Genomic DNA, 22,704 nt, shown 5'->3' with positions numbered 1-22,704 from the left:
AACTAAAGATAAAACGAATTTGTCTTTAAAGAAATGTATTTGAATACAAACGAATTTTGCTAATAAAAAGGAGGAAATAGCTATGAATAAGCAGGTTAATGTAGAACAGGGAACTATCGTTTGTCAAGTATGTGGGAAAGTTATTGAGAATGTAGACAACTCTGAAGGGGTTAAAACATGGTACGGGAAGTGTTCTGAGGATTGTTCTAGGAAATAACGTATCAGGAAAAGAGACTCAAAAATCATTAGAATTTTAATTAAGACTATAGATGAATGAGGAGAGTAATCTTATGAAAGTTATAATTGCTTCAGATCATGGCGGAATAAACACTTGTAAAGAGATTATCAATCTGCTAGATGAAATGTCCATAATATATGAAGATTTAGGCTGCGAATGCAGCAGTTCAGTCGATTATCCGGACTATGCGATTCCAGTTGCCAAAAGAATAGCGAATGGAGAAGCCGATTTTGGAATTTTAATCTGCGGTACAGGGATTGGGATGAGTATTGCCGCTAACAAAGTAAAAGGAATTCGTTGCGCACTCGTTCATGACGTTTTTTCAGCTAAGATGACACGTGAACACAACGATACGAACATTTTAGCCATGGGGGAACGAGTAATTGGGCCAGGTTTAGCCCGCGAAATCGCGAAGACGTGGTTATCAACTCAATTTGTTGGGGGGCGTCATGAAAATCGCATCTGTAAAATTACAGAATACGAAAATGTATCAGAACCTTCTCTTGAAAGAAAATAAAGACAGAAAAGGCAAGAATCAATCTGATTCTTGCCTTTTCCTATTACTTCACTTACTGATATGATGGTTACAGCTCTTATCAGAATAGCAAAACTAACTATTCCAATTCCCATACCAGTTAACCTTCCGTAAAAGCAGCTTATTATGACAACACTGAGACTAGTTCTTTTGCAATTAAAATGAATGTAATAAAATATGCCTGATTTATTCTTGAGAGCTAAAGAAGTTTGTTTGCTGATGAAGAAATTTGCACGGTTAGTATCTATATATAGGAGGAAGCAAGCATGCAGGGTAAAACGATGATAACAAAAGTTATGGCTTACATAACTAGATTCAATGATCCCTATACAGAGTTACTAGTTTGCGAACATAGAGATTATCCAGAAGCAGGAGTTCAAGTTCCAGCAGGTACTGTAGAAGAGGGAGAAACAATTGAAGAAGCTTTATATAGGGAGGTCAAAGAAGAATCTGGATTAGTGGAGTTTTTATCGGTGAACAAAATAAAAACATACGTCTATCATCATGAAAGTAAAAGTCAGTATCATGAACGACATGTTTTTCATTTAGAAGTTCAAGAAGAAACGGCAGAACGGTGGGAATATAAGGTGAATTCTGAAGGGGAAGATGCAGGATTAATCTTTTTCTATTATTGGGTTCCTGTTGGAGCTGTTCCTAAACTAGCTGCAAATCAAGATGACTGCATTAATCAGTTATTCGTATAGTTTTGAATTTACTCATAAAAGAAACATGCATTTAAACAAAAAATAAAACCGATTTTCATATTATATTAAACCGTCCATAAGGAGAATAGGAAACATGCTTAACCAATTAAAGTTGTGGGCTAAAAAGTTAAAAAAGCAGCTATTTATCTTATACTTAGCTTATAAAGATAACCGAGTATCTTGGTATACCAAAGTATTTACTGCTTGTGTGGTTGCATATGCCTTCAGTCCAATCGATTTCATTCCTGATTTTATACCGGTTTTAGGCTATATTGACGATATAATCATTGTTCCTTTAGGAATTATGCTTGCTTTAAAGATGATACCTAAAAATGTAATAGAGGACTGCACAATAAAAGCAGAAGAGCTCATTCAAAATGAAAAACCTAAAAATTGGGTTGTGGGTTCAATTATTATCATAGTATGGCTACTTATTTTTACGTGGAGCTGTTTTACTGTTTTTAAGTTTTTAAACTGAATGTACTCTTACAAAGAAAAAAATATATTAGGTTTACTATCGATCGTTATGATAAAAAATGGTAAATGATATATACAATTGAAAGGAGTACATTAGAACACATGCAGCAAATTGATATTCAAGAAAAAAATAGACAGAGCTCTCTTTTAATGTATTTCCTCCATATTTATCTTAAAACAGAAACAAAGATTGTACCTTAGCCCATAATTGATAACCATAGGTATCAATTATGGGCTAATTTATCTCTATGCCTTTTGAAGAAATGTTCGTTAATGGTTTTTTTATATAAATTAGATTGATTTACAATTAGAAATAAAGGTTGAAATCAAGCTAATAATCCATTTGTTTAGTACGGTTTTTTTACTATCCACTTTTTAGAGATGTAGTGTAAGAGAAAGCCTCTGTACTGATTTATAATATAGTAGCTAGCAATATAGAGTATACTTCCAAATAAGAAGCTATTAAGAATCATACCTAATAAAAAATTCTTTCCTATTTTTGCTCCTAGTTCTAGTCGATTATCTAAATCTTCATCTGTATTCTGAAGTAAAGTTTGATCAAGATCGATTGGGAATATATATCCTCCAACTACTGTATTCAAGTAAAACATCAACGGAAAGGCCCACATAAAAAACATTCCACCAATGAGTCCTGCTATGCTGTTTCCTTTACATAATTTAGCTAAACCTACGGATAGTATAAGGCCAAATCCAAAGGTAGGAACAAAGTTCACAACAGAACCTAGACTAAAACCTAGCGCAACTTTATGTGAATGATCTTTTAATCGTAATAGTTTAATAAGTAAGTATTTAAATCGGCGCTTCAAACCCGCTATTTTGCTCACATTATTCCCCCTATCCTTTACCATGCAGCCTCTATTTTTCTTTTTTATGTTCACAATTATAAAAAGGTGCTTTATTGTATGAAAGATTTAGCGGTATATACGTAAAGCAGTAAGGTCAAAGAATAGTAACTTTAACCATTATAAGTATATTTATACTTTATATGACAAAACAAATAATTACCTCCTAATAAATCAAGTGATTTTTAGAATTGTCACAAAAAATTCACAAATAGGTTGTTTCTTTTCTATTTCTCCCTGCTAAAATTTTATAGTCAAGAACAAGAAAAATATAACATCGGGGGATATACTTAGTGAAAAAGATAATTTCTTCATTAGCTTTATGCTCATCATTGATTGTTTTACCAACAATAAGCCATGCAGCTTTAGGGGACAAGCTATTAAAAGAAGGTATGACAGATCCAGACATAAAAGAATTACAGGATGTTTTAAGACAGAAGGGTATATTTTCAGCTACTTCGACTGGCTATTTTGGTTCAATTACAAAAGATTCAGTTCTAAGCTTTCAGCGTTCTCATAGTTTAACCGCTGATGGAATGGTGGGACCTAATACATATCAAGCGTTAATAGCTAATTCAACAAGTGCGGTTACAAGCAGTACACTTCTGAAATATGGAATGACTAGTAATGAAGTTGAAAAAGTACAGCAGCTGTTAAAGGAAAAAGGTTACTTTAACGCCACACCAACAGGCTATTTTGGCACAATTACTCAAACTGCCGTTATGGATTTCCAACGGGATCATGGCTTAGCTGTGGATGGAATAGTAGGTCCAGCTACTTTAAATGCCTTAAATAACGCATCTACTAGCGCCACTGGTTCTTCAACTGTTAATAGTTCAACGCAAGCGACAGCTAGTGATATTGTGGCTTATTCTAAAAAATTCATAGGGGTGCCATATGTTTGGGGCGGAACTTCTCCAAATGGTTTCGATTGCAGTGGTTTCATTTATTATGTATTTAAAAATGGAGGTGGAGTAACTGTACCGCGAACAGTAGCCACCTTGTATCAGTCAGGAAAAAGTACATCTACTCCGAATATTGGAGATATTGTATTCTTCGATACTACTGGAGGTCCTTCACACGCTGGAATTTATATTGGAAACGGGCAGTTTATTCATGCTGGAAGTTCAACTGGTGTAACTATTGCATCGTTAAGCAATTCTTACTGGGCACCTCGTTATTTAGGAAGTAAATCTATCCTCTAATAGATTACTAGTAAAAAACACAGCAATTCTAAGCAGCTGCTTGATTATTTATGTAAATAAAGTAAAAAGTCCTGATATATAGTCAGGACTTTTTATTATAGCAGCGAGCAGTGGTGTTAATATGAAGGTTGAGCTTGCTTGAAAGAATTAGAGATATGTGTCTTCTGTAAAAGCTTGTTAATAACAACCACAATAGCTAACATACACCACTTAGCGATTCAAACGTTAAACATTCCTTATATAAGCTTGTTCCACTGACTGGCTTTTATATGTTTGAGTGTATGTGTTAAACATCGAAACATTGGTAAGTATTCCTGCAGCAAGCATTAACAATGTAAGCGAAGAACCTCCAAAGCTTATAAAAGGGAGGGTGACCCCGGTAATAGGAAGAAGACCCGTGACAGCTCCAAGGTTTACAAATACTTGAACAGCCATCATAACGGAAATACCAATAGCTAACAGTGCTCCAAAAGGATCACGACACTTAATAGCTGTTTTTAATCCTTTAAAAATAATAAAAAACAGTAGCCCTAATACAAGAAGTACACCCCAAAATCCCAGCTCTTCTGCGATAATGGCCATAATAAAATCCGTATGTGATTCAGGCAAGTAGCCCGTTTTTTGAATGCCTTGGCCCAGCCCCATACCCAATATTCCTCCATTTCCTATAGCTACATAGGAATTAACAAGTTGATATCCATCGCCTTGTTGATTTTCAAAAGGATGTAAGAATCCAGTAAAACGAGCTAAACGCCCCGGAGAAAACAAAAGGTCCATGTTTCCGGTTACTAATAAAACGGCTAACATAACAAGTGTTCCAATTACGCCTAATAAACTAATTTTTAAAATGGATTTTTTTGAAATGCCTGAACATAACACAATAGCTGCAACTGTTCCTAAAATAAGCAAGGCTCCGCCATAATCAGGCTGCAAAATAATTAAAAAACAAATAAAAAGCACAACCAGCATAGGTGGAAGAATCGACCTTTTTAAATCATTGATATACTCTTGTTTGTTTGCAAAAACAGCAGCTAAATAGATAATGAGCGTTAATTTTGTTATTTCTAACGGCTGAATAGCAATAGGCCCAATTTTAAACCAACTTTGTGCATTACCTGCTGTATGTCCAAAAGCTAAAACTAAAATAAGGAGTGCAACAGCGACACCTAATAAAATTTTCAATACTGCTTTTTCCTGATAAATTTTATACGGAACGATAGCCGCTAATGTGAATATGATAAAGCCTGCTATAAGAGCAAGCTTTTGTTTTTTATAAAAATAATCCCCAGATACACCATAACGACTAATCGCTGTTACCATGCTGGCACTGTAAACCATAATTAAACCGATTAGGCTTAAAACAACTAACGCAGCAATAAATTTGTAATCGTAACACTTTAGAATTTTTTTGAACATAAAAACTCCTCCTAAAAAAACCACCTAATAACGGCTATATACAAGAGAGAAAATAAAAAAATACACATATATTTCAATACTTTCATACGAATCTTTAGGTCTGAATTTATCTCTTTAGCTATTTTTTTACTAGTCATTGTATTACCTCACATCCTGATCAAACATATAAGCCTTTGATCGAAAGCTTATATTTAATACTAGTCCCATCAAAAACATCGTACTCATTAACGCACTTCCTCCGTAGCTTATAAACGGCAGTGGTATTCCCGTTATCGGAAGAAGGCCTATACACATGCCCACATTTTCTAAGACATGAAAGAAAACAATTGAAATAACGCCGGTACAAATGTATGTAGAGAATTGATCTTTCGTCTGAAATGCGACGGTAATAATTTGGTAAATAAGCACCATAAATAAGAAAAGGATAAGGCTAGTTCCTACGAAGCCGTAACTTTCTCCAATTGCACTAAAAATAAAGTCTGAATGTTTTTCAGGAACATATACTGAAAACTTTGATGTATCTCTTCCTGAAATGGATCCTGCACCTATTGCTTTTAACACTTGCATATAGTTGTAAGACAAGCTGTTTGCATAAGATTCCGGATCAAACCACGCATAGATACGATCAAACTGATAGGATTGAACGTGCAAATATTTTTCCAACATTTTTGGGTGGTTCAAAACCATATATAAAATACCTGAAGCGATTCCTATAATAGAAGTAAAGGTAGGAAGAATGAGCTTAAAACTTACCCCTGAAACGAATATCATGACAAAGAATAAAAAGATCATCACAAGTGCCGTTCCTAAATCGGGCTGCTGCATAATAAGAAGAATAGGGACAGCTAACGTAGCTCCTAGCTTTCCAACGAGTAAAACATCGCTTCTTATATCTCTTACGCGAAATTTTTCGTTGTGATTTCGTATCACTTTACTAAATGCTAAGATTAAAGAGATTTTTGTGAATTCCGAAGGTTGTATCGATCCAATACCAGGAAGGACGAACCAGCTTTTTGCACCATTTTTGACAGGAGCAATACTTTGAGGAGAAACGATGAGTAAAATAAGGATAAAAATATTTAGCCCATAAAAGAACCATGTGAATTGGTCCCATTGTTCCTCATCGGGCCTCATGGTGAGGAAGATAATTCCAATACCTACTGCGTACCATTCGACTTGTTTAATTACAAAGTTTGTAGAATACTGTCCTGTTTTTTGCGCGTTATAAATAGCTATACAGCTAATGATAAAAAACAGCAGCAGTGTAAAAGCGAGACCATAATTAAAGCTTTCCGACTTCTTGCGTTCCATCTTTAAAACACCTTTTCTTTATTAAATTTCTATTCCAATCACTGAACATAAGTTTCTCTAATATATGTAGAATTAAAAAAACATCAATAAAATAGATTTCTTCTCATGATTTATCCCAAACCTCCAATCTGTTTTACCTGTATTTTTTATATAAAAGGTCTACCAAGGGATAGCCTGTATAATTAAAAGCGTTTAATAGTCCTAATTTAATGAAAAAGCTATTTTTTGACTTCAACTTATTTTTTTTGTTGAATACTATAAATTTGCCTAAAGGAAACTTTTTGGGCGTAAGAAACCCTTTAAAATAAAATTTTAACTTAGAAGAGACTGAAATGCCTATATACGCTAGCAAATCATATAGTTTAGTTGAATCCTGATTTATTTTTCCTTCAGGAAACAGTTTAACATCAAGGAAAAATATTTGTCTAATAAAAAACTTAGAATCTTACTAAAGATTAAAGTGCACTGGCTCAATGAATATAGAAAGCTATGATGTAGTTAATTCTCTTTTAACTCAAAAAGCTGACCATGATGGTCAGCTTTTTAGGTTAATAAATAAATTATTTTGCTTGCTTCTTGTGTCATCGTGATTTTATCATAGGAAAATGAAAAATAAGTGAAAATATAAATATTAATACAAATAAGTAAAAATATTAAGTTTATAGAAATTTAAGGTGATATATAAAAATATTTAGAAAGAATGTTTGTTAAAGTTTTACCTTTTAACTTTTATATAAAAGCTGTGATTACTTGCAGCGCGCAAAATTTTTTTGAAGATTACCTTTTTATTTTTATGAATATTGAGCTTTATGATACGATATGAAGTGAACTTTTTAAATGAGGGTCTATATGCAAAAAATTAAAGGTAAAAGAGTAAAGATCAGTATATTCATGCTGGGATTAGGGATGATTTTTTTCCTGTTTGCCGGGAAAGAGCTTGTAGTGAACGAAAAGCCTGTAAAATCTGACGTGATTATTGTGTTAAGTGGTGATAATGATCGACTGGAGAAAGGAATTGAATTATATAAAAAAGGATATGCGTCTCATTTGATCCTTTCGAATGGTCAAGAGAATAATTTTTATCATCAAGCCAAAGACTCTGGAATACCAGAGGATTCAATTATATTAGAAAATCACGCTACAAGTACTATGGAAAATGCTAAATTTACAAAAAAGCTAATGATGAACTATCACTTTCAATCCGCTATCGTTGTTTCTTCAAACTACCATATGAAAAGGGTAGAAAAAAACTTTAATAAAGAATTTAAGGATACCAAAATACAATTAACCTATTGCTCTAGTGGAAGTCGTTATTATAATCCACAGAGATGGTGGGAAACTGCTTTAAATAGAAAAGTTACTTACACAGAATACGTCAAACTTATTGGCAATTATTTTGGTTTTAGCGGAAAGAAATCTAAAGAATTATTAAGAGAATTTATTTAACAAAATAGCAAAAAGTCCATAGGGAATGCCTCTATGGACTTTTTGCTATTTGAAATTCCGGCTAGTTTAACATAGTCTTGTAAGCTCATATGAAACGGAATGATAGTGGATTATTTGTTTAACATAAAGGAAAGCACGGTGCCCCATATAAAGATTACTAAATAGAATAACCTTTGCAGCAGACCGGTAGGCATAGGAACAAAAAATACAAGCATAATGAGTAGGAGAATGATTAGTAGGGAAATTAAGCAGCCATAAGTCCAATACTTGCCGCTGCTTAAAGATGATGCATACATCCAAAGACCAGCTAAAACAGTAACCATGCCAAGCTGAGCAAGTATTGAATGCCAAAATAAATGTATATCAGCCGGGATAAAGCCTGAAACAATATTACCTAAAGCTAATATAAGAATAAAAGCTGTTGCTAGTTGGCTTTTTCTCGTTTTCTTTAGGTTTTGTGAAATGTACAAAACACCAATTGAAAGTGTCAATCCGTTTATAATAAACAATACGTTCATCCAGAAATGGTGAGGAGAGCAAATTTCATGAGGTGCAATTGAATAGGTGTAGTTTCCACAAGAAGTTACACCAAGATCACTCATTGCGTGATGTAAAAAACTGTAGGGAGCAGTTGAAGTCAAAATAAAGAAAGGTTCAACTAAAAAATACAAGCAAGTAGCAAACCAGCTTAAAATGCCAACCTTTTTTGATATATACAGAATTATCACCTCTTAAAAAGCGTTATATACGAATTTTATATCCAAATAATGTTAAAAAGAATGCCCTTGAAGCCTATTTTTATGTAGGACTTGGGGTTGATGTGAGGAAGGAGGACAAAGTGTTTAACTTGGAGGTGTTTAGGAAAGCACCTCTTTACTAATGCTTTGTAGCGCTAGAGAGGTCCAAAAGCAGCTTGATTAGAAATGTATAACGCTGATTATACGGCCTGACTTACATGGAGTTTAATGTATCCAAAACGCGGTGGCATTCAAGATGTTTTCTCTAGAATTTAATAATCTGCTGTTTTTTGAATATCTACATCATATTCATGTGCAAATGTTTCTAATTCCTTAAAAACATTTGGTGGATTAAATAATGCTATTCGCATATTCCACCCGTTTTCTACTTTTACTACTGCTAATTTTGATTTCCAACTTAACTGTTTAAATACAATTCGTTTAATGTCCCTTGGTTTAACGGTTTTTGCATATACTTTAAACCATAATATATATATTCTATAGGTTAAAGTATCTCTGTCTATCTGAAATTCATATCGGAGAAAAAGGGAAAGAAACAAACAAAGGATAGCCAAAAGGTGTAAAAAGGCAAGTCCTTTATGTTGAACTGCTTGAATGAGTAATAAAGTATTTAAAAGTAATAAAGGATAAACAACAGTTTTTTGAGCGGTAGCTTTAAATAACATAAAGTCTCCTTCCTTTAGTAAATAAGCCAACTTATTTTTCTTCTATGATATTATTTAGTTATTGATTTAGATTAGATTTATATTGGGAGGTCTTTTATATGTATAATACCATTTCAGATTTTATCAAAGAATGGAACAACGAAGCCATGCTAACTCAAAAAGTTTTGGATAGCTTGACAGATGAGTCGTTGAAACAACAAGTGTACCCTGAAGGGCGTACGTTAGGGAGAATTGCTTGGCATTTTACAACAAACATTCCAGATTACCTAACTGAATTCGGATTAAGCATAGACAGAATTGAAAGTACAGCAAGCGTTCCATCTTCAGCACAGGAAATCGCTATAACTTTTAAAAATGTAAGTTCTCATGCTGCTAAAATTATTGAACAGCAATGGACAGATGAATCTTTAGAACATACACAAGAAGCGTTTGGAAGAACCCAATCAAATGCCACAATCTTAATGGGACTAATCAAACATATTGTTCATCACCGAGGTCAAATTACCATTCTTATGCGTCAAGCAGGCCTAAAACCTGCTGGAGTTTATGGGCCTCCAAAAGAAGATTGGGTTCATTTAGGTGTGGAAAATCCACCGCTTTAATAATATCAGGTAAATAAAAAAGAGGCTGCCTGGAAAATACTATAAAATTATTTTCCAGGCAGCCTTTACGTAAAACCTAATTAATCATTTAGTGCTTACTCTGAAAAAGATTTTGAGTAATGTACAACACCTTGCACATTTTTTAGAGATCCTTCTGTTAACTCTATGGCCATAAAAAATTCTTCAGGCACGTCAAATGGAGCATATATATTCCATGAGCTAGCTGGTTTAAATCCAAACTTAGGATAGTAATCTTTGTGCCCTAAAACAATTACTGAATGATAACCAAGCTCTTTTGCGCGTTTTAACGCAGCGTGTATTAGTTGGCTCCCAGCTCCTTGTTTTTGATACTGAGGTGCAACTGAAACTGGAGCAAGTGCTAAAGAAACGGTAGCGTTATCACCATCTATAATTGTTATTTTAGATAGAAGAATATGGCCTATAATATCTGCTGCATTCGGATTTAATGCGACTAGTGAAAGTTCAGGAATAAATTCATCTGACTTCCTAATTCGTTTCACAAGTAAATGTTCTTTCTTATCGCTGTATTCTTCATTTAAAAAAGCGCTTTTCACAACTTTTTCAGTTTCATTATATTCTTCAGTGAGTTCTTGTTTAATTAAGATATCCATTTAGAGTCTCCTATCAACTTGCTAAATTACCGCTTTTTATACTCCATAAATGGGGCTTCCTTTATGCACACATTCATTAAGGAAGCTTACTCACCCAGCTCTAAGCATAAGTTTAACAAACAAAAACCTCCAAAATTAGTATGTATATATTTTACAGTGTTGTATTTTGTGAGTCCACCTTTAATACATAATATTTGTTTATTGATTATGGTAAAATACACTATATATGTTAAATTGAAGTATGTAAAGAAGGTGTAATGTCTGGTGTTGAAATTATTATTTATAAGTCTAGTAAGCTGTTTAATCATTTATATTGGGAAACGTGTATGGAAAAAAGGTAGTACTAATTTTATTGCTGGATATGGAAAGATATTTACACCTAAGGATGAAAAGCAGCTCGCTAAAGGAATTGGACTTATTATTATGTTGTTTGGCTTTGAAACTATAATATTTCCCATTCTTTCTTTATTTTTTGAAAGGCTTGGCTTTTATTATGGATTGCTGGTTGTATTAAACTTCTTCGCTATATTTGGATTTATGATAAAGGATCAGGTGCAAAGAGAAACCTAAAGGGGGAGAAAACAATCAATAAAAATATTCGGCTTATGATTGGTTTAATCGGCACTATTATCCTGTGTTTTTATGGAATAAGAGGTTTATTCATGCATGAAACAATACCGTTTTCTTCTTATCTCTTTGCGGTAGGTGGAGCTATTTCTACAATTGCTCTTATCTGGGAATTAAAAAAGAAAGATGCAGCTTAAATTGAAAGGAGTGATGATGTGAAAAGACGATGGATTTCCTGGTGGATAGCTAATATAATTTGGATCATACTTTTCGTCGTAGGAACAGCTGTTGTCTGGACAAGAGAAGTGGATGGAGCGGGTGTTACCCAAACACTAGAGCTGAAATTGTTCGCATTTATAGTGTTGCTAATCGCATTTATTTTCCCTTTGATTATTCAAGTTATGTGGCTAATTATTAATTTAAAAACTAGTAAGCATGTACTATAGAAAATAGGAATGATGTTATGAAATAGAAAGGGTGATATGTATGCAAAGTAAAAAGTGCTCTAAATGTGATTCATCTCTAACCAAAGCCCGTATTCAATCATCACCTGGTACGGTAGGTATAAATAAAACACCGAGCAGGGTATTAAATAACGATCACCATTACAGTGAATTAATATTTTATGTTTGTTCAAGCTGCGGTTATGTGGATTTTTATGTGGAGGAGCCTAGAAAGTTTGTTTAATAGAACTTTTAGGATTGTTCGTTTTCGAATACATTATGATACGTCACTGAACTTGGTATATCGCCTAATGTCAATTTTAATTAAAGGGTAGAAAATGATTTCCGGAGGCTATTATGAAGAGAACACTTAGTTTTCTGTTAGTAGTTTATTTAACCGTTCTAACTGCATGTAATCAAGAAAGTACAGGAACGAATACAGAAAGTTCTTCTGCTATCATTGTTGTAGTTGAAAACAAGGAATATAACGGAACAGAAGATAAACTAGATCAAAAGCAGGAAATAGGAGACCAAATAGGAACAATAGAAAAGAAAACCAAAGCAACTAAAATGCCTGCAGGTAATAATCAATCAAACTATTTTACAGTTGGTTCAGAAATCTATTCAGTAAAAGGAACAGAGGATTATATTATAGTTAAAGATAAAGATCATAAAAGTCAGTTAATGAAAAAGGTAGTCCAAAAAAGGTGAGTGTTATCGAATATTGTCAAACAAGATTTTAAGTCTCTTAACGAATATAAATATTATCTTGATACATTCCGCTTTTCCACCAGGAGTATTTGTCTTACCCTTCAATCAACTGCTAGAAAGACCTAAACAAATGAAGTCTGCGTTTAGCTTAATAAAAAAACAAACTACTAATCGCTTGATCAATAGCTCGTTTTTTACTTCATCTAAAATACTTTTGTCTCAACCTCTTTTTTCACCAGAATCTCTACTTCCGACTTTCTTATTCCCGAAAAAGAACTTTCCTGACACTGTTTTTCTGACCCCGAAATAAGTTCAACTAGATAAAAAAATTGTTGATATGTGTAAGTTTTTGATGATAAATCAGTTGAACTGAAGGATTGAAAATCTACCTTTTCTTTTGTATAATAAGTTCAACAGAAGTTCAACTAAAAAAAGAGGTGTATAGAGATGAAAATTTCACGTTTTAATAAAGACTGTGGGAACTCAGTCGATATGAATATCATAGATGGATATCTATTTGATTTCCAAACCAACGTAGTAGAACTCCAAAAAGAAGCTGCTGATTCATTCTTCACAGATGCTGTTACAGCACCAGAGGAATTTAAAAAGCGCATCTTATTATCTACAACCATTGGAGAGGAAGAAAAAGAACGTTATTTCTTAGTGGGTGACATTGCCGCCAGCCAACAATTAGCAAACAATCATATTAATCGTTTACATAATAAAATTACAAGTCATATTCCATACGTAACATTTTTAGCTGCCGTCGCATACTACCACGCGTTACATACAAAAGATCAAAAGGACAACAACATCCAGATTGACTATTTCTCTACAATGTTACCAATTTGGTTACTAAAAAAAGAAAGTACGTTTGGTGAAGCGCAAAAGGCTATGGCAAATCGCTTTGTAGGTGAGCACACTTTTTATATCCATACCCCAGGATTTGAAAAAGAATTAAAAGTATCTGTGGAAGAAAGTGTTTGTTTAAAAGAAGGTGAAATCGCACGTTTTGCGTTAAAGAAAGACCTAACGCTTCAAGACCGTGAAGATGCTAATGAATATGTGGAATGTGAAACCGTAATGATCGATATCGGTGGAGGATCCATTGATGTTGTAATCTTACCTGAAGGGTTGAAGGCTGCGAACAGTCGTGAATCGTTCCAAAGTATCGAGGGTATTCCCTACTTAGCACATATCGATAAGTTACGAAAAGAGAAATTCCCAGAGTTGTTTACCGATTTACGCGCTTTTGATCAATTTATTTTAGATAACTACAGCAAACAAAAGTTTGAACTAAAAAATGAAAACACAGGTGAATCCATTGATTTAACAGCTCAAATCAAATCTTCTCTAAGAGATTATGTAGAGATCTTACTAGCTAAGTTAAATGACGTCGCCCCACCACCAGCAAATAAAATCCGAAAATATGTATATAGTGGCGGTGTCGCTCCTACATTAGAAGTAGCGATTATGAATAGCATGCGTGAAAAAATTGGCGAAGAACGCACAGAGAAATATCATAAAGTGCCTGAGGATAGCCGTCACTTAAATTTATTCGGCTTAGAAATCCGAAGCATGGGGTACCTTCAAAAGAAACAAGCCGAGAAGAAAGCCGTTAAATCCTAACAGCGCAGGTGATAACCATGTCAGAGCGTCAAAACGCCTTTACGATTAAAACTAACCAGTTGAGTGATGAAGTCTATGATATACTTGCAAAATATGCAAAGTCTCGAAAATTAGGGGACTATATTTCATCTCTAATTGTTCGTGACCTTCATAGTTCATCTTCCAATCAAGTAGAAGCAGGACACAGAACAGAAGAACTTCTTGAACATATCAATTCCGAACTACGGGAATTAAAGAAATTAGCTCAGTCCAACGGGTTTGTGAGTAAACAAGAGGAGACAGAAGAGAAGCCTTCAGAAAGCCACCAAACCTTCAAAGAAGGTAAGGTTGCAGATCTAGAGCAATTATCCGGGTCATTAGATGATGATGATTTAGAGGAATATAACGATTTTTAATTTAAAAAGCTATTGGTATGTGGGACGAGACTGTCCCACATACTAGTGGCTTTTTTTGCTTTCAATATGCCTATTCGTTTTTGATACATTATCATATGTACAAAAAACGTGTTAAAACTAAAAAAATGGGAGGAAACAGTTTATTTATGGATAATAATAATTAGCACGAGTACTTTTATTTATTTTAAATTTGCTTTGTCTCAAGAACATTAATAATTAAGTTTAGGTATTCTAAATACCATGTCGAAGCTCAATCACACCATGAAGTGTTATATAGAAGGAATCAGCACAATCATGTACTAGTAAACAAACATGATATGTGAATAGGTAGGGGGATAAATATGAAAAAGTTCTATCTTGGTTTTTCCGTTATTTGTTTGGTGTTTATCATTTCCGCTTGTTCAAAAACGGAATATGTAAACAATGTTGATTACTTAAAATTACAAAAATCGGAGGTAATGTTAACAGATGATAAAAAAATCGTTGGGGAAATGATAGTACCTGATAAAAAGAATAAAAGTAAACGTATCGTTCCAACGGAGTTACACTATACATTCACGATGGAAAATAAGTCTAATAATATTATGGCTCTCTCTGATCCTGTTAAAACAAACATTCGCATAGAACCAGATAAGGAGTTAGTATCAGCTGTAAAAGAAGCAATTGGTTCAAATATTTATAAGATGGATAACAATAAGTTAGGGGTTGGCATGAGTATAGGAGAAATTCCATCTAAAGGAACAAGTAAATTCACTCTTAATTATACGTTAGGAGCAAAGGAAAAAAACAATGAATTACCTCTTTTACCAACTGAAGAAAAACTAAAAAAGCTACAGGCTAATGCATTAAAAGGCACACTCATTATCTCTCAAGACGACAAGGATATTGCGGAGTTTAGGTTAGATTCAAGCCAATAACCATGATTTTAAGTTTAAATAGGTTAATAGCTCGCTAACTCTGTATATCGTCAGCGTTAGCGAGCTATTGTTTTTATATTTATACGCTTGTATGTGGATTTACTTTTTCCAAAAATAAAATTGATTAGCCTTACTTATTTGGTTACGATAAGCGCTCGAATAATTTCATTCCAGTAGTATTTGAAGCTTTTTTCACTTGTTTCTTTTTGCGTGAGGCTAATTGATTCTTTTGTATTTTCTTTTTTTATAGTCATTATGATTTCCCCTTATCTCTTTATATTTAGTATGTTGTGGTTTGATTTACCATATTTTATAATGAAATTAATGATCGTTACAGATGAACATTCCGATTGAATCAATCGGAATATCCGATTATATAGAGGTGAGGAAAATCGAAATAAAACAACTGATTACATTTAAAACAGCTGCAGAAAATTTAAATTTTACCTATACGGCTAAAATTTTAAACTTTGCTCAATCAAGCGTTACCGCTCAAATAAAAGCTCTTGAAAATGAACTTGAAACGCCTTTATTTGAACGTCTCGGAAAGCGCTTGGTTTTAACAGAGGCAGGCAGAGAATTTAAAAGGTACGCCGATAAAATGATTCAACTGACTAAGGAAGCAAAAAATGCTGTAAGTGGAGTGGAGGAACCTGCCGGTACACTTATTATTGGGTCTTCTGAAAGTCAGTGTACATATAGATTGCCTCCAATATTAAAAGAGTTTAAGGATCAATTTCCAAAGGTTAAAATGATTTTTAAGCCTATTTACTCTCAAGCACAAACAAGAGCGCAGCTGCTAGACGGAACTCTTGATATCGCCTTCACAATGGAGCCTATTCAGCATCATGATGCAAATCTACATACGCAATGTCTTGTTGCAGAAAACTTAAAAATTATTGCTTCTCCTCAGCATCCTTTAGCTGATAAAGCGGAAATCTACTTAGAAGATCTTGAGAATGAGACTCTTTTGTATACCGAATCAGGATGTTCATATCGTGTAGTATTGGAAAACTTGTTTCGTGAGGCGGGTATTTGTACATCAACTAAATTTGAATTTGTAAGCGTAGAAGCTATTAAGCAATGCGTTATGCTAGATTTAGGTATTGCCATATTGCCCGAAGTAGTAGTAAGAGGAGAGCTAGAGAACGGCATATTAAAAGAATTGGCTTGTACTAAAGTTGATACGCCTCTTTATACACAAATGTTTTGGCATAAAGATAAATTTATGTCTCTTCCTTTACAATCTTTTATTCAATTGGCTTGTAGTACTTTTGGGTTAAAGTATAAGGGGATTGAAAGTAAGAATCTCTAGGTACATTATGCTGACTAAAGAATTACACAGGATACATAAAATAATCTAATATCTTTCCTAATAAGATAAGAGGTGAAGGAAATCTTCATTTCTTCACTAATATATAGATGAACCTTAATAAACTAGATTTTAATTGGTGAAATCTGAGTTAGGAGTTGAGTTAATTTGAAAATGGGAGTAAATCAAATTGAACTAAATGGTTTAACATTTCAATATCGAGAGTCGGGCGAAGCTTCGGCACCCGCTATTATTGCACTTCACGCTTTGGGAATGAGTGCAGAGTCGTGGGATGAAGTAGCGGCTGTATTAGGAGAGGAATATCGATTTTTAGCTTTAGATCAGCGAGGACACGGTGGAAGTGAAAGAACCGGCACCTATACGTTTGAACTTATGTGTGATGACTTACTTCAGTTCGTAAATGCCATGAATTTGGAGCGCTTTACGTTGATTGGGCATTCTATGGGCGGTACGGTGTCCTATCTTTTTTCTGAAACATTTCCAGAAAGGGTAGATCAATTGATTGTTGAAGACACTCCTCCACCTTTTACAGGAGAAAAGTTCGAAATTCCTGCCAAACCGCCTGGTTCTTTACCTTTTGACTGGGAGGTTGTACCTTCAATCCTTCAACAGTTAAACAACCCCAATCCTAAATGGTGGGGAAGTCTTACAGAGATAATTGCACCTACTCTCATCATAGGAGGAGGATCCAGCCATATCCCTCAAGATAAATTGCAGGAAGTTTCTAAGCGCATTCCAAATTGTAAATTAGTAACGATAAAAGGGGCTGGACATGAGGTGCACGCAGGAAACTTATCCGCTTTTTTAACTGCTGTGAAAAGCTTCCTTGCTTCGTGACTTTCTGGAGCTTTTATTTAATTTGAAAGTTTGGTTAAGTAAATAGAGTTTTTAAAAGTTATTAAACTTTTATAGAAAGGGAGACTATACGTTAGTCTCCCTTTTAACCTGTATATATGTTAATATATAGATTATATGTAATAAAATTCATAATTAAATAATTTTTGTGGAAGATAAATAAATGCTCATCTAATGAGTTATAGAGAGTGCTATAACTCATTAGATGAGCATTTTTGAAAGGAGGAGAGTTTCTTGTTGAAATTTATAGAAAAAGGTTTTTTCTACGGCCTTATTTTAGGAGGATCATTAGGTTTCTTTGTGATTCCATATAAAGAAGTTGAATCAGTCGGTGATGGTGTAACAGAAACAACCTATTTAAACCTTATTGATTTTATTATTCATCTAATTCGCTTTAGTATTGTGATAGCTGTACTGGGGGCGATAATAGGGTTCTTTCTTTATAGGAAAAAGAGCTTGGAGTGATTCACCTAAACTTTTTTTCTACTGATTAATTACCTTATGTTAAAGGATAATAATTAAAAAGGAACGCAAAATATTTTAGTTTGATTTCTTTTGTAGTAATTCCAGTATTTATTATGGAGGGACCTTTATTTTTCACGATTAATTTCGGTGAAAAATAAAAGAAAAAGCACTTATATTGAATATTTGTATGTTAAAATTTGTATGTGGAATGTAAAAACACAATTCGGTTGGTAGTCCGGATGCATTGATATGTATCAATGTCAGTAACCTTCCCCTCCTCGGGATGTCCATCATTTCATAGTATGTTTAGAGGAGGGAATCGTTATGTCATTAACGATTTACCATGATGGTCAGTTTTGGATAGGAATTATTGAAGTTGTAGAAGGCGGTAAATTAAAAGCATTTCGTTATGTATTTGGAGCAGAACCAAAAGATACAGAGATATTAGACTTTATTCATCACAAATTGTTAAATCTGATTAACCAATCGATTCATTCAGGTCTTGATGTGAAAATAAAATCTAATAAAAAGGTCAACCCAAAACGTTTACAGCGCCAAGTAGCAAAAGAAGTAAATAAAATTGGTATTTCTACTAAAGCTCAAGAGGCTATGAAACAAGAGTACGAAGAAAAGAAAAAAAGTAGAAAAAAGAAATCTAAGCAATACCGTGAAGAACTAAAGGAACAAAAATATTTGATGAAGAAACTAAAGGCGAAAGCTAAGCACAAAGGTAAATAGAGTACGAATAAAGAGCCCTATTTACGGCTCTTTATTTGTTGTTATTCCTTTACTATCGGAACATTCTTAAAAAAATGTTCTCGAATAGCTGCCGATTTAACTGTTTTATTTATCTTTTCTTTATTATCATCTATAAATTGCTGTGCTTTTTCTTTATCAAATAATTTATTACTATCCGGTAAAGTTTTAATGTTGCCAGAAATAAACTCTTCCATTTCTTCTCTAGATACTGAGAATTTTTGATTGTCTACTTTAAAACTGTAACCTTGAGCATTAGGCACTAATATTGCTAAATAAATAGCATTGTAAAGAAAGTTTTTCTCCAATGTATTCTTACCGTCAAACCAATATTTTAACGTTTCATCTTCTGAAAGAGAGCCCGCTTTAGTACCATACGTTATTTTTAGCGTTTTATTATGTAAATCAATTTCTTTAAATGTTTCTCCTCCAGGCAAGTCCCTTACGATAGCTACCACGTTAGAATTATTTCCAACATAAGTTCCGCTACGCTCTTTAAGCTTTTTTACATCAACAGTATTAATGCTTGTAACTTCTTCTTTTTGAGAACAGCCGGTTATGCCTACTAGGAGTAATAAGATTAAACAAAAAAATACCTTAAAATATTTCATAAAAAGCCTCCATTTTCTTACTTTAATACCCTTATGTGGATATTTCATGAATTATTAGTGTATCGTAAATAGGCTGTCTTGAAAAGGTGTAGGTCCTTTTGTACAAAATATCCTTTGCTATAGAAAACGTTTTTGTCAACTGCTAGTAGAAGAAAGGAATTTTGAAATATGAAAAGACCCCAAAGCTTTCTTGAAAAAGCGCTTTGAAGTCTTCATTTCTCTTTTTTTACTTTTAAGAGCTAATCCCTACAATTGCTTCGATAATTTGGTCCCAGTCCTCACTATGAACTTCATGTCCTGTACCCTCAAGAGCTATTAATTTAGCATGAGAAATAGCTTTTGCAAGCGCAAGTCCATGTTCATAAGGCAGTGCCGGATCTTTTGTTCCATGAATAATCAGCGTAGGTGTGCTAATTTCACTCGACCTGTCGTAATATTGGCCTCCTCCTTGAAGTAAAGCATGATTAAATCTACTAGGCAGCTGTTTGGACCGGGCAGCTTCTCTTTTTGCTAGCTTATACATTCTTTCCTTTTCATAAGGTTTTGTCCCACTTAACGTTTTCCATCCACCTGCAAGGTAGTGAACGGTTTCCTCTTGATTTGACCAGTCTATGGAAGTGCTTTTTGTATGATAATCAAGTATACGCTGGTCCATTGGAGGCAATTTTTCCGCCTCAGTTCCAAAAATGCTTGATGCAATTAAAGTAAGAGAATCTATGCGTTTTGGATATCTAAGAGCAAGAATCTGACCTATCATCCCGCCCAACGACATTCCAACAATATGAGCTTTTTCTATAGAATAAGCATCTAAAACGCCAATTGCATCATCAGTCATATCCGTTATTGTATAGTTAGAAGTACCCGGCGGATAAGTGGTAGATTGGCCTAAATCACGATGGTCGTAACGAATAACAAATCTCTCCCTTTCAGCGAGGCGAAGACAGAAGTCTTCATCCCACCAATCTAACGAGGACATTGCTCCCATTATTAAAAGAATAGCCGGATTTTTAGGGTTCCCAAAACTTTCTGTGCAAATCTCTACTTTATCTATTTTTAGTATTTGTTCATTCATTTGTGTACCTCCTCTTAAGTGTTAGAGAAATGAAAAGCAGCTCTTTATTCAGTTCTCTAAAATGAGGTTATTTCCTTTTTGAATTTTATTTAGGGAATCGATTATTTCGCCTATCTCTTTACCAAAGAGTGAAATATAACCAAAACTAAGGGGAGAGGACGAGCATAAACTGTTAGAGACCGAGAGTTTACTAGCTGTAATAAGTTCTATATTGACTAGAATAGAGCAGGAAAGTTGAATGCACGTATGGAAGACTAATTAATTATGTGAGGTGAAAACGAGAATGAATGATTACTATGGAGAGCTCTGCACAATGTTGTACGAGGTTGATAAATCCGCTGCAAATAAAAAAGAGCTTGAGTTTTACCTTTCCTTTGTCAAAGGTCAAAATATGAAAGTATTAGAACCGATGTGCGGGAACGGCAGAATGCTTCTTCCATTTATGCAAAAAGGAATTGATATTGAAGGGTTCGATATTTCTAAAGATATGCTTAAAGCATGTGTAGAAAAATCTGAAAGAATAAATCTTAAACCAAATGTATGGTATCAAAACATCGAGGATTTTAAAAGCAACAAAAAGTATGATCTTATTATAATACCTTTTGGTTCCTTTTCTCTGTTAGCAGATGATGTAGCTGTTAAGAGTCTTCAAAATATGAAAGCAGTTTTAAAAGACGATGGTAAAGTACTTTTAACTATTATAAAGAAAAAGAATAAAATTGAAGAACTTTTAGATTGGACTGAAACGAATAGAGTATCTTTCAATAAAGAAACCGTTATTGTTTATAAAAAGAGCTTCTACGATAAAAGAACGAGCTCTTTGAACACGAAGATACGATATGAACTCCTTCAAGGAAATAAGACAAAAAAGGTGGAGATAATGGATTTCCCTCTTCGACTTTATGGCTCAGAAGAATTTGAACGTATCCTTAGCTCTAATGGATTTAACAATCTTACTGTTCATGAAGTAAAAGATGGCTACGGAGAAGGCATGTCATTCTCTGTCTATGAGTGCAGAATATAGACATTGTAATACCATTCAAACTTTGATTACCTTTTCCATTCATTACAACTTGATAGATTAATATACATATACAGGATTGCTGAAATCGTGTGCTATTGGTGAGCATATAAATTCAGCGTTCCCATGAGGAGATGCTTTATGAAGCGATTAATAAATAAAATTGCGATTGTTACTGGTGCTAGTCGGGCAAAAGGTATTGGTACTGAAATATGCAGGGAGTTAGCTAAAGAAGGGGCAGATGTTTTTTTCACTCATTGGTCAAATTATGATCGTTTAATGGATTATTGTAATGAGGATGATTTTAATTGGTCGAAGCATCTGATTGAGGAGATACGCAGTCTAGGAGTACGATGTGAATCGATGGAATTGGATTTATCACAGCCCGATGCATCAAGAAAACTGCTTGATACAGTTCAAACCAAACTGGGTTCTCCATCAATCCTTGTAAATAATGCAACACATTCTGTAGACGTAGATTTTCGTTCGATAGATGCTGATGTTCTCGACGCTCATTATAACGTGAATGTTAGAGGAACATGTCTTTTAACTGTTGAGTTTGCACGTCTAATCGAAGGCAAGCATGGCGGTCGAATTATTAATATGGTATCAGGTCAAGATAAGTCACCTGAGCCTGGCAATTTGGCTTATGTTGCCACCAAAGGTGCCGTTTCTACATTTACTAAATCAGTTGCTATTGAATTAGCACCTCTTAAAATTACTGTTAATGCTGTAGATCCTGGACCAACTAATACTGGGTGGATGAGCAGTAAGTTGAAGGAAGATTTACTGCCGAAGTTCCCAATGGGTCGACTTGGTGAGCCCCGGGATGCCGCAAAATTAGTTGTTTTTTTAGCAAGCGAAGAAGCAGAATGGATTACCGGACAAATTATCCACTCAGACGGTGGCTTTTGGTGATTTAACATAGTAGCGGTCTCCCGCTTTTTTAGCGGATTTTTGTATGAAATAAGCAGTCAAAAAGATCTTCGAATGAAGATTCTTTTTTTTATAATGTAAAGTAACATTAATGGGCTATGAAGGGAAAAGTACGGGCTGTTCTAAATAGATGGTGAAATA

General features: G+C 34.1%; 27 protein-coding genes. 19 read left to right on the top strand and 8 right to left on the bottom strand.

Annotated features, from left to right (window positions below; all coding sequences use genetic code 11):
• Nucleotides 1-82 precede the first annotated feature (82 nt).
• From WKH56_RS26865 to WKH56_RS26850, 4 genes are all read left to right on the top strand, one after another.
• Nucleotides 83-217 carry a GapA-binding peptide SR1P gene (locus tag WKH56_RS26865; RefSeq protein WP_155726303.1) on the top strand — a complete coding sequence of 45 codons (135 nt, stop codon included), beginning with the start codon at nucleotides 83-85 and terminating at the stop codon, nucleotides 215-217.
• Nucleotides 218-290: 73 nt separating this feature from the next.
• On the top strand, nucleotides 291-755 hold the full coding sequence (gene rpiB / locus WKH56_RS26860; protein ID WP_275211344.1) for a ribose 5-phosphate isomerase B: 465 nt from the start codon (nucleotides 291-293) through the stop codon (nucleotides 753-755).
• A 284-nt stretch (nucleotides 756-1,039) separates the two neighbouring features.
• On the top strand, nucleotides 1,040-1,477 hold the full coding sequence (locus WKH56_RS26855; protein ID WP_063246960.1) for an NUDIX hydrolase: 438 nt from the start codon (nucleotides 1,040-1,042) through the stop codon (nucleotides 1,475-1,477).
• Between the two features lie 94 nt (nucleotides 1,478-1,571).
• The gene (locus WKH56_RS26850) at nucleotides 1,572-1,955 is read left to right on the top strand and encodes a YkvA family protein (RefSeq protein WP_063246961.1); all 384 of its coding nucleotides are present in this window, start codon (nucleotides 1,572-1,574) and stop codon (nucleotides 1,953-1,955) included.
• Between the two features lie 346 nt (nucleotides 1,956-2,301).
• Here the strand turns inward: WKH56_RS26850 and WKH56_RS26845 are convergent, their stop codons facing one another.
• The gene (locus tag WKH56_RS26845; RefSeq protein ID WP_048018612.1) at nucleotides 2,302-2,799 is read right to left on the bottom strand and encodes a DUF2062 domain-containing protein; all 498 of its coding nucleotides are present in this window, start codon (nucleotides 2,797-2,799) and stop codon (nucleotides 2,302-2,304) included.
• A gap of 311 nt (nucleotides 2,800-3,110) precedes the next feature.
• On the opposite strand from WKH56_RS26845, the gene WKH56_RS26840 reads away from it, so the two are divergent.
• Complete coding sequence (locus WKH56_RS26840) at nucleotides 3,111-4,022, top strand: C40 family peptidase (protein ID WP_310884326.1); 912 nt, start codon at nucleotides 3,111-3,113, stop codon at nucleotides 4,020-4,022.
• 225 nt (nucleotides 4,023-4,247) lie between these two features.
• On the opposite strand, the gene WKH56_RS26835 is transcribed toward WKH56_RS26840, so the two are convergent.
• Together WKH56_RS26835 and WKH56_RS26830 are read right to left on the bottom strand one after the other, a co-directional pair.
• Nucleotides 4,248-5,438, bottom strand: a complete 1,191-nt coding sequence (locus tag WKH56_RS26835; RefSeq protein WP_048018614.1) for an FtsW/RodA/SpoVE family cell cycle protein — start codon at nucleotides 5,436-5,438, stop codon at nucleotides 4,248-4,250.
• A 141-nt stretch (nucleotides 5,439-5,579) separates the two neighbouring features.
• On the bottom strand, nucleotides 5,580-6,749 hold the full coding sequence (locus tag WKH56_RS26830; RefSeq protein ID WP_045291319.1) for an FtsW/RodA/SpoVE family cell cycle protein: 1,170 nt from the start codon (nucleotides 6,747-6,749) through the stop codon (nucleotides 5,580-5,582).
• Between the two features lie 849 nt (nucleotides 6,750-7,598).
• Here WKH56_RS26830 and WKH56_RS26825 point away from each other — a divergent pair.
• A complete protein-coding gene (locus WKH56_RS26825; RefSeq protein ID WP_048018615.1) occupies nucleotides 7,599-8,195 on the top strand; it encodes a YdcF family protein in 597 nt (198 codons plus the stop codon).
• A 110-nt stretch (nucleotides 8,196-8,305) separates the two neighbouring features.
• Here WKH56_RS26825 and WKH56_RS26820 read toward each other — a convergent pair whose 3' ends face one another.
• Together WKH56_RS26820 and WKH56_RS26815 are read right to left on the bottom strand one after the other, a co-directional pair.
• Nucleotides 8,306-8,914, bottom strand: coding sequence for a DUF998 domain-containing protein (locus WKH56_RS26820; RefSeq protein WP_196763245.1), 609 nt, complete (start codon nucleotides 8,912-8,914; stop codon nucleotides 8,306-8,308).
• Nucleotides 8,915-9,204: 290 nt separating this feature from the next.
• Nucleotides 9,205-9,618 carry a diguanylate cyclase gene (locus WKH56_RS26815; RefSeq protein ID WP_275211342.1) on the bottom strand — a complete coding sequence of 138 codons (414 nt, stop codon included), beginning with the start codon at nucleotides 9,616-9,618 and terminating at the stop codon, nucleotides 9,205-9,207.
• 98 nt (nucleotides 9,619-9,716) lie between these two features.
• On the opposite strand from WKH56_RS26815, the gene WKH56_RS26810 reads away from it, so the two are divergent.
• On the top strand, nucleotides 9,717-10,220 hold the full coding sequence (locus WKH56_RS26810) for a DinB family protein (protein WP_063246964.1): 504 nt from the start codon (nucleotides 9,717-9,719) through the stop codon (nucleotides 10,218-10,220).
• Nucleotides 10,221-10,315: 95 nt separating this feature from the next.
• Here the strand turns inward: WKH56_RS26810 and WKH56_RS26805 are convergent, their stop codons facing one another.
• Entirely contained in the window at nucleotides 10,316-10,852 is a 537-nt protein-coding gene (locus tag WKH56_RS26805; RefSeq protein ID WP_028413882.1) for a GNAT family N-acetyltransferase, read from the bottom strand.
• 264 nt (nucleotides 10,853-11,116) lie between these two features.
• On the opposite strand from WKH56_RS26805, the gene WKH56_RS26800 reads away from it, so the two are divergent.
• The 10 genes from WKH56_RS26800 to WKH56_RS26755 all read left to right on the top strand — a co-directional run bounded on the left by WKH56_RS26800 (nucleotide 11,117) and on the right by WKH56_RS26755 (nucleotide 18,905).
• A complete protein-coding gene (locus WKH56_RS26800; RefSeq protein ID WP_168760564.1) occupies nucleotides 11,117-11,422 on the top strand; it encodes a hypothetical protein in 306 nt (101 codons plus the stop codon).
• A gap of 212 nt (nucleotides 11,423-11,634) precedes the next feature.
• Nucleotides 11,635-11,865: a DUF3923 family protein gene (locus WKH56_RS26795; RefSeq protein ID WP_168760566.1), complete on the top strand. Its 231-nt coding sequence runs from the start codon at nucleotides 11,635-11,637 to the stop codon at nucleotides 11,863-11,865.
• A 354-nt stretch (nucleotides 11,866-12,219) separates the two neighbouring features.
• On the top strand, nucleotides 12,220-12,573 hold the full coding sequence (locus WKH56_RS26790; protein WP_048018620.1) for a hypothetical protein: 354 nt from the start codon (nucleotides 12,220-12,222) through the stop codon (nucleotides 12,571-12,573).
• Nucleotides 12,574-13,020: 447 nt separating this feature from the next.
• The gene (locus WKH56_RS26785; protein ID WP_048018621.1) at nucleotides 13,021-14,202 is read left to right on the top strand and encodes an Alp7A family actin-like protein; all 1,182 of its coding nucleotides are present in this window, start codon (nucleotides 13,021-13,023) and stop codon (nucleotides 14,200-14,202) included.
• 17 nt (nucleotides 14,203-14,219) lie between these two features.
• Nucleotides 14,220-14,597, top strand: coding sequence for a hypothetical protein (locus WKH56_RS26780; RefSeq protein ID WP_014460728.1), 378 nt, complete (start codon nucleotides 14,220-14,222; stop codon nucleotides 14,595-14,597).
• Nucleotides 14,598-14,938: 341 nt separating this feature from the next.
• Nucleotides 14,939-15,514, top strand: coding sequence for a hypothetical protein (locus tag WKH56_RS26775; protein WP_168760568.1), 576 nt, complete (start codon nucleotides 14,939-14,941; stop codon nucleotides 15,512-15,514).
• A gap of 391 nt (nucleotides 15,515-15,905) precedes the next feature.
• On the top strand, nucleotides 15,906-16,829 hold the full coding sequence (locus WKH56_RS26770) for a LysR family transcriptional regulator (protein ID WP_176344782.1): 924 nt from the start codon (nucleotides 15,906-15,908) through the stop codon (nucleotides 16,827-16,829).
• A 165-nt stretch (nucleotides 16,830-16,994) separates the two neighbouring features.
• Nucleotides 16,995-17,684, top strand: a complete 690-nt coding sequence (locus WKH56_RS26765) for an alpha/beta fold hydrolase (RefSeq protein WP_168760572.1) — start codon at nucleotides 16,995-16,997, stop codon at nucleotides 17,682-17,684.
• A 252-nt stretch (nucleotides 17,685-17,936) separates the two neighbouring features.
• Nucleotides 17,937-18,167 (top strand): hypothetical protein, encoded by a 231-nt coding sequence (locus WKH56_RS26760; RefSeq protein WP_048018624.1) that lies wholly within the window; start codon nucleotides 17,937-17,939, stop codon nucleotides 18,165-18,167.
• A gap of 324 nt (nucleotides 18,168-18,491) precedes the next feature.
• Nucleotides 18,492-18,905, top strand: a complete 414-nt coding sequence (locus tag WKH56_RS26755; RefSeq protein ID WP_033578565.1) for a YjdF family protein — start codon at nucleotides 18,492-18,494, stop codon at nucleotides 18,903-18,905.
• 41 nt (nucleotides 18,906-18,946) lie between these two features.
• On the opposite strand, the gene WKH56_RS26750 is transcribed toward WKH56_RS26755, so the two are convergent.
• Both WKH56_RS26750 and mle read right to left on the bottom strand, forming a co-directional pair.
• On the bottom strand, nucleotides 18,947-19,534 hold the full coding sequence (locus WKH56_RS26750; protein ID WP_048018625.1) for a DUF4825 domain-containing protein: 588 nt from the start codon (nucleotides 19,532-19,534) through the stop codon (nucleotides 18,947-18,949).
• A gap of 232 nt (nucleotides 19,535-19,766) precedes the next feature.
• The gene (gene mle / locus WKH56_RS26745) at nucleotides 19,767-20,606 is read right to left on the bottom strand and encodes an alpha/beta fold macrolide esterase (protein ID WP_168760574.1); all 840 of its coding nucleotides are present in this window, start codon (nucleotides 20,604-20,606) and stop codon (nucleotides 19,767-19,769) included.
• A 283-nt stretch (nucleotides 20,607-20,889) separates the two neighbouring features.
• On the opposite strand from mle, the gene WKH56_RS26740 reads away from it, so the two are divergent.
• Together WKH56_RS26740 and WKH56_RS26735 are read left to right on the top strand one after the other, a co-directional pair.
• Complete coding sequence (locus tag WKH56_RS26740) at nucleotides 20,890-21,630, top strand: class I SAM-dependent methyltransferase (protein WP_275211341.1); 741 nt, start codon at nucleotides 20,890-20,892, stop codon at nucleotides 21,628-21,630.
• 138 nt (nucleotides 21,631-21,768) lie between these two features.
• Nucleotides 21,769-22,545, top strand: coding sequence for an SDR family oxidoreductase (locus WKH56_RS26735; protein WP_034265067.1), 777 nt, complete (start codon nucleotides 21,769-21,771; stop codon nucleotides 22,543-22,545).
• The last annotated feature ends 159 nt before the right edge of the window (nucleotides 22,546-22,704 follow it).

The organism is Priestia sp. SB1 (genome assembly GCF_038898415.1).
Note: the sequence above shows the minus strand (reverse complement) of the source record. Positions and strands in the feature narration are given on the sequence as shown.

Bases quoted from the DNA above. Each gene is read 5' to 3' on its own strand.
- WKH56_RS26865 (WP_155726303.1), top strand. From the start codon at position 83: ATGAATAAGCAGGTTAATGTAGAACAGGGAACTATCGTTTGTCAAGTA.
- WKH56_RS26815 (WP_275211342.1), bottom strand. From the start codon at position 9,618: ATGTTATTTAAAGCTACCGCTCAAAAAACTGTTGTTTATCCTTTATTA.
- WKH56_RS26790 (WP_048018620.1), top strand. From the start codon at position 12,220: ATGAAGAGAACACTTAGTTTTCTGTTAGTAGTTTATTTAACCGTTCTA.
- WKH56_RS26830 (WP_045291319.1), bottom strand. From the start codon at position 6,749: ATGGAACGCAAGAAGTCGGAAAGCTTTAATTATGGTCTCGCTTTTACA.
- WKH56_RS26775 (WP_168760568.1), top strand. From the start codon at position 14,939: ATGAAAAAGTTCTATCTTGGTTTTTCCGTTATTTGTTTGGTGTTTATC.
- WKH56_RS26740 (WP_275211341.1), top strand. From the start codon at position 20,890: ATGAATGATTACTATGGAGAGCTCTGCACAATGTTGTACGAGGTTGAT.
- WKH56_RS26735 (WP_034265067.1), top strand. From the start codon at position 21,769: ATGAAGCGATTAATAAATAAAATTGCGATTGTTACTGGTGCTAGTCGG.
- WKH56_RS26780 (WP_014460728.1), top strand. From the start codon at position 14,220: ATGTCAGAGCGTCAAAACGCCTTTACGATTAAAACTAACCAGTTGAGT.
- WKH56_RS26855 (WP_063246960.1), top strand. From the start codon at position 1,040: ATGCAGGGTAAAACGATGATAACAAAAGTTATGGCTTACATAACTAGA.
- WKH56_RS26755 (WP_033578565.1), top strand. From the start codon at position 18,492: ATGTCATTAACGATTTACCATGATGGTCAGTTTTGGATAGGAATTATT.
- WKH56_RS26805 (WP_028413882.1), bottom strand. From the start codon at position 10,852: ATGGATATCTTAATTAAACAAGAACTCACTGAAGAATATAATGAAACT.
- WKH56_RS26825 (WP_048018615.1), top strand. From the start codon at position 7,599: ATGCAAAAAATTAAAGGTAAAAGAGTAAAGATCAGTATATTCATGCTG.
- rpiB (WP_275211344.1), top strand. From the start codon at position 291: ATGAAAGTTATAATTGCTTCAGATCATGGCGGAATAAACACTTGTAAA.
- mle (WP_168760574.1), bottom strand. From the start codon at position 20,606: ATGAATGAACAAATACTAAAAATAGATAAAGTAGAGATTTGCACAGAA.
- WKH56_RS26850 (WP_063246961.1), top strand. From the start codon at position 1,572: ATGCTTAACCAATTAAAGTTGTGGGCTAAAAAGTTAAAAAAGCAGCTA.
- WKH56_RS26835 (WP_048018614.1), bottom strand. From the start codon at position 5,438: ATGTTCAAAAAAATTCTAAAGTGTTACGATTACAAATTTATTGCTGCG.
- WKH56_RS26750 (WP_048018625.1), bottom strand. From the start codon at position 19,534: ATGAAATATTTTAAGGTATTTTTTTGTTTAATCTTATTACTCCTAGTA.
- WKH56_RS26810 (WP_063246964.1), top strand. From the start codon at position 9,717: ATGTATAATACCATTTCAGATTTTATCAAAGAATGGAACAACGAAGCC.
- WKH56_RS26785 (WP_048018621.1), top strand. From the start codon at position 13,021: ATGAAAATTTCACGTTTTAATAAAGACTGTGGGAACTCAGTCGATATG.